General features: G+C 59.0%; 10 protein-coding genes and 1 pseudogene. 1 reads left to right on the top strand and 10 read right to left on the bottom strand.

The window, feature by feature from the left end; translation table 11 throughout:
* The first annotated feature begins 17 nt into the window (after positions 1 to 17).
* On the top strand, positions 18 to 278 hold the full coding sequence (locus tag R7P69_RS24185) for a mobilization protein (RefSeq protein ID WP_169578253.1): 261 nt from the start codon (positions 18 to 20) through the stop codon (positions 276 to 278).
* 604 nt (positions 279 to 882) lie between these two features.
* On the opposite strand, the gene repC is transcribed toward R7P69_RS24185, so the two are convergent.
* The 10 genes and pseudogenes from repC to R7P69_RS24135 all read right to left on the bottom strand — a co-directional run.
* Positions 883 to 1,728: a replication protein C, IncQ-type gene (gene repC / locus R7P69_RS24180; RefSeq protein WP_112928757.1), complete on the bottom strand. Its 846-nt coding sequence runs from the start codon at positions 1,726 to 1,728 to the stop codon at positions 883 to 885.
* Positions 1,715 to 2,554 (bottom strand): helicase RepA family protein, encoded by an 840-nt coding sequence (locus R7P69_RS24175; protein WP_169573183.1) that lies wholly within the window; start codon positions 2,552 to 2,554, stop codon positions 1,715 to 1,717. The genes repC and R7P69_RS24175 overlap by 14 nt, the downstream gene beginning before the upstream one ends.
* 30 nt (positions 2,555 to 2,584) lie before the next feature.
* Positions 2,585 to 2,791, bottom strand: a complete 207-nt coding sequence (urfF, locus tag R7P69_RS24170; protein WP_112928753.1) for a plasmid repression protein F — start codon at positions 2,789 to 2,791, stop codon at positions 2,585 to 2,587.
* Between the two features lie 56 nt (positions 2,792 to 2,847).
* Positions 2,848 to 3,123: a hypothetical protein gene (locus R7P69_RS24165; protein WP_223847821.1), complete on the bottom strand. Its 276-nt coding sequence runs from the start codon at positions 3,121 to 3,123 to the stop codon at positions 2,848 to 2,850.
* A 61-nt stretch (positions 3,124 to 3,184) separates the two neighbouring features.
* Positions 3,185 to 3,718, bottom strand: a complete 534-nt coding sequence (gene aadB / locus R7P69_RS24160; protein WP_000381802.1) for an aminoglycoside nucleotidyltransferase ANT(2'')-Ia — start codon at positions 3,716 to 3,718, stop codon at positions 3,185 to 3,187.
* Positions 3,719 to 3,862: 144 nt separating this feature from the next.
* A complete protein-coding gene (locus tag R7P69_RS24155; RefSeq protein WP_065825678.1) occupies positions 3,863 to 4,762 on the bottom strand; it encodes an extended-spectrum class A beta-lactamase VEB-18 in 900 nt (299 codons plus the stop codon).
* Positions 4,763 to 4,845: 83 nt separating this feature from the next.
* The gene (locus tag R7P69_RS24150; RefSeq protein WP_112928758.1) at positions 4,846 to 5,409 is read right to left on the bottom strand and encodes an AacA4 family aminoglycoside N(6')-acetyltransferase; all 564 of its coding nucleotides are present in this window, start codon (positions 5,407 to 5,409) and stop codon (positions 4,846 to 4,848) included.
* A 145-nt stretch (positions 5,410 to 5,554) separates the two neighbouring features.
* Positions 5,555 to 6,532: a DNA-primase RepB domain-containing protein gene (locus R7P69_RS24145; RefSeq protein ID WP_011117301.1), complete on the bottom strand. Its 978-nt coding sequence runs from the start codon at positions 6,530 to 6,532 to the stop codon at positions 5,555 to 5,557.
* Entirely contained in the window at positions 6,508 to 6,918 is a 411-nt protein-coding gene (locus R7P69_RS24140; protein WP_011117300.1) for an IncQ-type mobilization protein MobB, read from the bottom strand. The genes R7P69_RS24145 and R7P69_RS24140 overlap by 25 nt, the downstream gene beginning before the upstream one ends.
* Before the next feature lie 106 nt (positions 6,919 to 7,024).
* Positions 7,025 to 7,666 (bottom strand): annotated as a pseudogene (locus tag R7P69_RS24135) (MobA/MobL family protein); the annotation flags it as partial.
* Positions 7,667 to 7,908 lie beyond the last annotated feature (242 nt).

Raw genomic sequence — 7,908 nt, 5'->3', positions numbered from 1 at the left:
CCAAGGGGAATGTCAACATGGCAAAAGCAGCGGAACGGCTCGCCAAGCTGGAAGAGCAACGGGCACGGATCAACGCCGAGATCCAGCGGGTCAGGGCACGGGAGCAGCAGCAAAAGCGCAAGGAGGACACCCGGCGCAAGGTGCTGGTAGGCGCGTGGATACTCGGCAAAGTCGAAAGCGGCGAGTGGCCAGAACAGCGCTTGCTCGATGGGCTGGACAGCTACCTAGAGCGCGACCATGACCGGGCGCTGTTCGGACTGCCACCCAAGCAGGAATAGCAGCCACAGGAGCATGGCCAGCCGGAGCCGCAAGAGGGGCAAGGGTGAGCTTCTACCGGCTGACACCTGCCGAGATCGAAGCCCTGCAGCAAGAGATGCGAGAGGCGGGCGCGACCATCAAGGCGGAGATAGCCAAGCGCAAGGTGGCCAGCATGGCCCCTGCGGGGCTTCACACGCGCCCCCGCCCTGCGGGCAGGGGTAAAGGCCGCTAAAGCGGCTAAAGGCGTCTGCGGCTTCCTGTGGCGTCTGTGCATGGGGTTTGGGTTTGCGGGCCTTGGCCCGCCTTTTCCCTACCGCGGAGCGGTGGGGGCGGTGTGTAGCCTAGCGCAGCGGATAGATCAGTTATCCGGCCTCTGGCCGGGCATTTTGGGCAAGGGCAAACAGCGCCCCACTAGGGCGCTGTTAACCGCGCCTAGTGGATTATTCTTAGATAATCATGGATGGATTTTTTCAGCACCCCGCCAGCCCCCGCCCCTGCTGGGTTTGCAGGTTTGGGGGCGTGACAGTTAACGGGGGGGTTCGTGACAGTTAACGGGGGGGGGCGTGACAGTTAACGGGGGGGGCGTGACAGTTAACGGGGGGGGCGTGACAGTTATTGCAGGGGTCAGCCTGCCGCCTTGGGCCGTGCGATGTCGTACTTACCCGCCGCATACTCGTTCACCGTCCAGCCCAGCGCGATCAGCTCCGGCAGCGCCTCGCGCACCCGCTGGCGTCTCTTGCGCATGGCGGCCCCACTGGCCTCTGACGGCCAGACGTAGCCGCACAGGGTATCTATGGCCGCCTTGCCGGTCTTGCCGGGGTCGATCCAGCCACACAGCCGCTGGTGCAGCAGGCGGGCGGTTTCGCTGTCCAGCGCCCGCACCTCGTCCATGCTGATGCGCACATGCTGGCCGCCACCCATGACGGCCTGCGCGATCAAGGGGTTCAGGGCCACATACAGGCGCCCGTCTGCCTCGTCGCTGGCGTACTCGGCAAGCAGCCGGAAGCCCTGCCGCTTGCGGCCATTCTGGGCGATGATGGACACCTTCCAAAGCCGTTCAATGCAGTCCCTGATGGGCTTTGAGTCCTCGATATTGGCATAGCCTATTTCACGAGCCAGCGCCCGATAGCTACCCTTGACCACCATGGCGTCAGCGGTAACGGCTTCCCATTTGGGTTCCAGGAACAGCCGGAGCTGCTGCCCGCCGGGGGTCTCCGGTTCTGGCTCTAGCACCAGACCACTAGGCCCGGCCATGGCCACCAGCCCCTGCAGGATGCGCAAATCATCAGCGCCCAGCGGCTCCGGGCCGCTGAACTCGATCCGCTTGCCGTCGCCGTAGTCATACGTCACGTCCAGCTTGCCGCGCTTGCGCTCGCCCCGCTTGAGGGCACGGAACAGGCCGGGGGCCAGACAGTGCGCCGGGTCGTGCCGGACGTGGCTGAGGCTGTGTTTGTTCTTAGGCTTTGCCACGAGGCACCCCCTTGCTCTTGTGCTGCTTTTCCAGCACGGCGGGCTTGAGTACCCCGCCGTCATGCCGCCTGAACCAGCGGTCTTTGAACGGTGCCCCATAGTTGGCCTTGCTGACTCCAAAGCGGACGAAATAGGGCCGCTGCGTGTCGTCTACGCCCCATTCCTCGGCCTCACCGGTGGTCATGCCGGACAGGTACGATTGCCAGCGGATGTTATCCACCAGCACGGACGATCCCCGGCTGGCCTGCTGCTGGTCGCCTGCGCCCATCATGGCCGCGCCCTTGCTGGCATGGTGCAGGAACACGATAGAGCACCCGGTATCGGCGGCGATGGCCTCCATGCGGCCAATCACTTGCGCCATGGGGCCGCTGGCGTTCTCTTCCTCGATGTGGAACCGGCGCAAGGTATCCAGCACCATCAAGCGGCGTCCCTCAGCGGCTCGCTTGAGGCCGTCGAACCACTCCGGGGCCATGATGTTGGGTAGGCTGCCGATCAGCGGCTGGATTAGCAGACCGTCAGCCACGGCTTGCCGTTGCTCGTCGGTCAGGCGTTCCCCCAATGCGTGCAGGCGGTGATGTATGGCGGTGGGCGGGTCTTCGGCGGGCAGGTAGATCACCGGGCCGGTGCGCAACTCGCCCACGTCCAGCAGGTCGGGGCCGCCTGCGATCTGTGCGGCCAGTTGCAGGGCCAGCATGGACTTGCCGGCCCCACCGGGGGACACCAGCGCCCCCACGGTGCCGGCCACCATGTTGGGCAGTACGTAGTCAATCGGTGGCGGTAGCTCTGTGAAGCTCGCCAGAATGTCGATAGGCTTATGGGTAGCCATTGATTTGCCTCCTGTGTAGGCGGTTGGTGGTTAGGCGCTGGCGGGGTCACTACCCCCGCCCTGCGCCGCCCTGAGTTCTTCCAGATACAGCCGCAGCGCCTCGGCCTCTGCGTCTGTGGCCCATATCTTCCGGGCCTTGCGGCCCATGGCTCGCTGCTGCTCGGCAAAGCGGGCCTGTCGTATAGCGTTGGGGGTGGCCAGCAGGTTGCCGGTACGCTTGTCGTGTTGGTCTTTCATATTTCCTCCGCATTAGAGCTAACACCATAACAGGCATTAGCTCTAATGCAAGTGTTTTATCCTAATGTCGGCCCTCGGTACTGCTGTTTCTCGGCCTGCTTCGCCAGCTCGGCGCGGGCCTCCTGCACCTGCGGCAGCTCCATCACCTTCTGCACCGTACGCTTGATGTAATCGGCCTCATGGCCCGTCTTGCGCTCCATGATGGCGGGGCTGGCCTCGGCCATGGCCTTGCCGATCTCGTCCGGCTCCCGGCCCTTGCTGGCCAGCTTCATGGCCGCGATAAAGTCGCACTTGCTGAGGTCGTCACCGTACCGCTTGACCAGCCCGGCCATTTCGCTGCGGTAACACCTGAGTTAAGCCGCGCCGCGAAGCGGCGTCGGCTTGGACGAATTGTTAGGCCGCATATCGCGACCTGAAAGCGGCACGCAAGACCTCAACCTTTTCCGCCCCGAGTGAGGTGCATGCGAGCCTGTAGGACTCTATGTGCTTTGTAGGCCAGTCCACTGGTGGTACTTCATCGGCATAGTAAAAGTAATCCCAGATGATCGCCTCCCAGCTGTTACAACGGACTGGCCGCCCGGCGATGACGCCCTCAGCCGCCTCTGGGCACGAGCCCTGCGGAGCCTCCGCGATTTCATACGCTTCGTCTGCCCACCAAGCAGGTTCGCAGTCAAGTAACTCATCCCCGATCTCCGCTAAGAATCCATAGTCCAACTCCTCCATGACGCGCCCGCCGAGCATTTCAACTATTGCCTCGAGCTCGCCGCGCCTCTCGCCGGGAAACGTCAGATCAATATCATCGTGCTTGCGTGTTACACGCCCTAGCCGTGCATCGATCGCCCAGCCCCCACCGATCCAGAGCGGCAGATTTCGCTCATCTGCCGCAGCTAGAATTTTGTGTATCAATGTGACCTGCGTTGTGTCCATGCGGCCTAACGGTTTGGGCTATGGGCAGTGGCGGTTTGCGTGAGCCTTTCCTGTCAAACCGAGAAAACGCTCGGGCGGGCTACCGACTTTGCAAATTGCACTTCAACCCGCCATTGCCTATGAGCCAGTGTTAGCGGTAGTTTTTTATTTATTCAAATAGTAATCCCACGTTATTTTTGCAATGTCTGAAATAATCTTTTCATTAATTTCCGAAGTTTCTTTGGACTCTGCAACAAATACGCTTATAAAAATTAATTGTCCATTCGGTAAAGTAATTACCCCAACATCATTAGTGGCTGCTGCAATTCCATTATTTATTCCGGAAGTCCCTGTTTTATGAGCAACAATTGTATTCTTTGGTAATTGTCCTTTTAATCGGTTACTTCCTGTTGTTGTTTCTCTCATAATTTTCCAAATAAAATCATAACTTTTTTTAGAAAGTAATTGGTTCTTATTATTATAAGTATCTATTAACAGTTTGTTCATCGCTGTTGGGGTTGCCCAATTTTGATATTGGGTATTCCAATCCTTGTGCATTTGTTCTTCGTTTGCTTTGATTGAAATATCAGTGAAATGATTAGCATTCAAGAATTTTTGAACAGAATCAGTTCCTCCGATTAATTTTAGCAAAATATCACAACCAATATTGTCGCTCTCTGATACTGTATAATTTAGTATTTGTTCAATCGTCAAAGTTGTTCCATTAGGGAATTCCTCTTTAATCGGACTCCACATTTTAGGCAAAAGGTCTTGAGGGGTAATCTCTATTTTTTGTTCAAAAGAAAGATTCCCTTTATCTATCTCAGACAAAACGGCTAAAGCAATCGGAAATTTCATAACGCTTTGCATCGGGAAATGGAAGTCGTTATTAATCTTCAAAGTATCCTTCTCATTGCTGTTGAATATTGCTACTCCTATTCTGGCATTTTTTGCCTTTAAAACATTCTCAATTTTCAAAGTTAAGTTGTCAGTTTGAGCATTTGAATACGCAATTGTAAAAAATAAACTTAACAATACTAATAATATCCTTTTTACGATTTTCATATGTCTGTACTCCTATCTGGTTAAATTACCGCTAACACCTGAATTAAGCCGCGCCGCGAAGCGGCGTCGGCTTGAATGAGTTGTTAGGCAACACCGCGCTTTCTCTCGAAGGCTTGTCGTGTTTGAACCATGTAAACCGCCGGCCCGTCAGGCGTGGTGATGATCTTCTCCCGCACGAATCCTGCCTTCTCATAGCAGCGTATGGCTCGATGGTTGTTCGGAGTCGGGTCGGTCTGAATCTTCGTCACGGTGGGGTCCGAGAACAGTAGTTCAACGAGAGCGCGGACAAGCCTTGTTCCTAGGCCTTTGTTCAACTGTGTCGGGTCAGCCAGAGACTGGTCTATTCCTCGCACTCCTGGATCAGTTTCATCTTCCCACCAGCCATCACCGCTTCCGAGCGCGACGTACGACTGAGCATAGCCGATCGGTTCCTCGCCCAGCATTGCGATGTACGGTGTTACGGACTCTTCCGCCATCGCTCTGGGCAGGTAGTGTTCCAGCACTTCATCAAGAGTCGGTCGCTCTTCGTCACCACCCCACCACTCAACGATGTGCGGCCGGTTGAGCCAATCATGGAGCATCGGCAGGTCGCGCTCGGTCATGAGGCGAAGAGTTATGGGGGGGGTGCTCGCGGCCTTGCGGCCCATGGCTCGCTGCTGTTCGGCAAAGCGGGCCTGTCGTATAGCGTTAGGGGTGGCCAGCAGGTTGCCGGTACGCTTGTCGTGTTGGTCTTTCATCTCAAACCCTCCATTAGAGCTAACAGTATACCACCAGTTAGCGCTAACGCAAGCATTACATACTTAAATCTGGCCCCCGACTGCGCTGCTTCTGGGTCTGCTTCGCCAGCTCGGCGCGGGCCTCCTGCACCTGCGGCAGCTCCATCACTTTCTGTACCGTGCGCTTGATGTAATCGGCCTCATGGCCTGCCTTGCGCTCCATGATCGCGGGGCTGGCCTCGGCCATGGCCTTGGCGATCTCGTCCGGCTCCCGGCCCTTGCTGGCCAGCTTCATAGCCGCAATGAAGTCGCACTTGCTGAGGTCGTCACCGAAGCGTTTGACCAACCCGGCCATTTCGCTGCGGTAGTCGTCCACGGCGCTGCGGCGATACCGGCGCACACTCCGCGGGGCGGTGATCTCGGCCAGTCGTGCCGTCCGTTCCTGTTGGCGCTTAATGCTGTCCAGCACCTGCCCGGCCTGCTGCATCAGCTCCGGCCCTGCGGTGGCGGTCTTGCCCTTGGATTCACGCAGCAGCACCCACGGCTGATAACCGGTGCGGGTGGTGTGCTTGTCCTTGCGGTTGGTGAAGCCCGCCAAGCGACCATAGTGGCGGCTGTCGGCGCTGGCCGGGTCGGCGTCGTACTCGCGGGCCAGCTTCCGGGCGATTACGCCCCTGTGACCTGCTGGGGCGTCCTGAGCCACTTTTACCCATGCCTGATAGTTCTTGGGGCTGGTCTCCACGATCAGCGCCGGCTCCCGGCCCTCGGCTTTCATGTCATCCAAGTCGAACTCACTGAGATCGTCCACCAGCACCAAACCATGCCGCTCCTGCTCGGCGGGCCTGATATACACGTCATTGCCCTGGGCATTCATCCGCTTGAGCCATGGCGTGTTCTGGAGCACTTCGGCGGCTGACCATTCCCGGTTCATCATCTTGCCGCTGGCGGCATCCCGTATGCCGATGTCGTACCGGTCGCAGCCCATGGCCTTGAGCTGCCGGGCGATGGCTTGCGCGGTGCGGTCACCCTTTACTTGAGCTTGAAAACCAGCCATATACCCCCCTGTTGTTCGATGATTTGCGGCTCCAGCCAAAGCCATGATGCGATCAGCAGCGCCAGAATAGGCGTCACGGAAGCGATCAAGACCCCGGCCCACAACTTCCATGTCCAGCCACGGGCGGCGCTCCGGGCGCTCTGCGCGGCGCTGCTCACCTCGGCGGCTACCTCCCGCAACTCCTTGGCCAGCTCCACCCATGCCGCCCCTGTCTGGCGTTGGGCTTTCAGCCACTCCGCTGCCTGCGCCTCGCTGGCCTGCTGAGTCTGGCTCATGACCTGCCGGGCCTCGTCGGCCAGTGTCGCCATGCTCTGGGCCAGCGGTTCGATCTGCTCCGCTAACTCGTTGATGCCTCTGGACTTCTTCACTCTGTCTATCGCGCTCATGCTCGATAACCTCCCGGTATTCTTGTAAGTCGATGATCTGGCCGTTGGCCGTGTCGATGGCTAGGGCGGTGTCGGCCCGCTCGGTGCGGATGCCCCGGCCCTCCATCTCCACCACGTTGGGGCCAAGATGGATGCCCGGCAGGCGCTCGATGCCCTGCGCCTCAAGTGTTCTATGGTCAATGCGGGCGTCGTGACCAGCCCGCTCTAATGCCCGGTTGGCATGGTCGGCCCATGCCTCGCGGGTCTGCTCAAGCCATGCCTTGGGCTTCAGGCTCTCGGACTTCTGCGCCCCGCCCCGCTCTGGCTGTTTGGCGTTGTACCGCTTGAACCACTGGTCAGCCGGGCGCTCGATACCGTCGTTCTTCCGCTCAGAGATCATCAAGTGGCAATGGGGGTTCTCACCTTTACCGGCATGAATGGCCAGCGTATACGGCAGGCGCTCGCCCTCGGTCAGATGCCGGGCGAATTCGTCCACCAGCTCCCGCTGCTGATCTAGGGTCAGTTCGACCGGCAGGGCAAACTCAACCTCTTTGAACAGCCGCCCATTGGCGCGTTCATACAGGTCGGCAGCATCCCAGTAGTCGGCGGGGCGCTCGGCCCACTCGGGCAGGTGGCCGGACTGAGTGTGCAGCACCTCGTCACGGTCGCGGGAGTAACGGCCCTCCCGCTGGATGTAATCGGCTTTCGCCTTGGCCGACTGGCCGCCGTTCCGGCTGCCGGTCTTGGCCGTAAGGTGATAGATGGCCATAGGGGTTTAGCTCCATGCAATGGCCCTCGGAGAGCGCACAGCCCCAAAGGGGTGCCCGCAGGGCAGTTTCTCGAAGAGAAACCGGTAAGTGCGCCCTCCCGTTAGAATGACGGTCGGGGTTTGCGGTGTCTGTGCTCCGATGATAGCATGATGGCAAGCACATAACCAAGGGGAATGTCAACATGGCAAAAGCAGCGGAACGGCTCGCCAAGCTGGAAGAGCAACGGGCACGGATCAACGCC

Source organism: Vibrio sp. 661, assembly GCF_033339315.1.
Lineage (GTDB): Bacteria > Pseudomonadota > Gammaproteobacteria > Enterobacterales > Vibrionaceae > Vibrio > Vibrio alginolyticus.
This window is presented reverse-complemented; position numbering and strand designations above follow the sequence as displayed.

Coding starts and splice junctions, on each gene's coding strand:
- R7P69_RS24185 (WP_169578253.1), top strand. CDS start 18: ATGGCAAAAGCAGCGGAACGGCTCGCCAAGCTGGAAGAGCAACGGGCA.
- R7P69_RS24175 (WP_169573183.1), bottom strand. CDS start 2,554: ATGGCTACCCATAAGCCTATCGACATTCTGGCGAGCTTCACAGAGCTA.
- urfF (WP_112928753.1), bottom strand. CDS start 2,791: ATGAAAGACCAACACGACAAGCGTACCGGCAACCTGCTGGCCACCCCC.
- R7P69_RS24165 (WP_223847821.1), bottom strand. CDS start 3,123: ATGGCCGGGCTGGTCAAGCGGTACGGTGACGACCTCAGCAAGTGCGAC.
- aadB (WP_000381802.1), bottom strand. CDS start 3,718: ATGGACACAACGCAGGTCACATTGATACACAAAATTCTAGCTGCGGCA.
- R7P69_RS24155 (WP_065825678.1), bottom strand. CDS start 4,762: ATGAAAATCGTAAAAAGGATATTATTAGTATTGTTAAGTTTATTTTTT.
- R7P69_RS24150 (WP_112928758.1), bottom strand. CDS start 5,409: ATGGGCCGCAAGGCCGCGAGCACCCCCCCCATAACTCTTCGCCTCATG.
- R7P69_RS24145 (WP_011117301.1), bottom strand. CDS start 6,532: ATGGCTGGTTTTCAAGCTCAAGTAAAGGGTGACCGCACCGCGCAAGCC.
- R7P69_RS24140 (WP_011117300.1), bottom strand. CDS start 6,918: ATGAGCGCGATAGACAGAGTGAAGAAGTCCAGAGGCATCAACGAGTTA.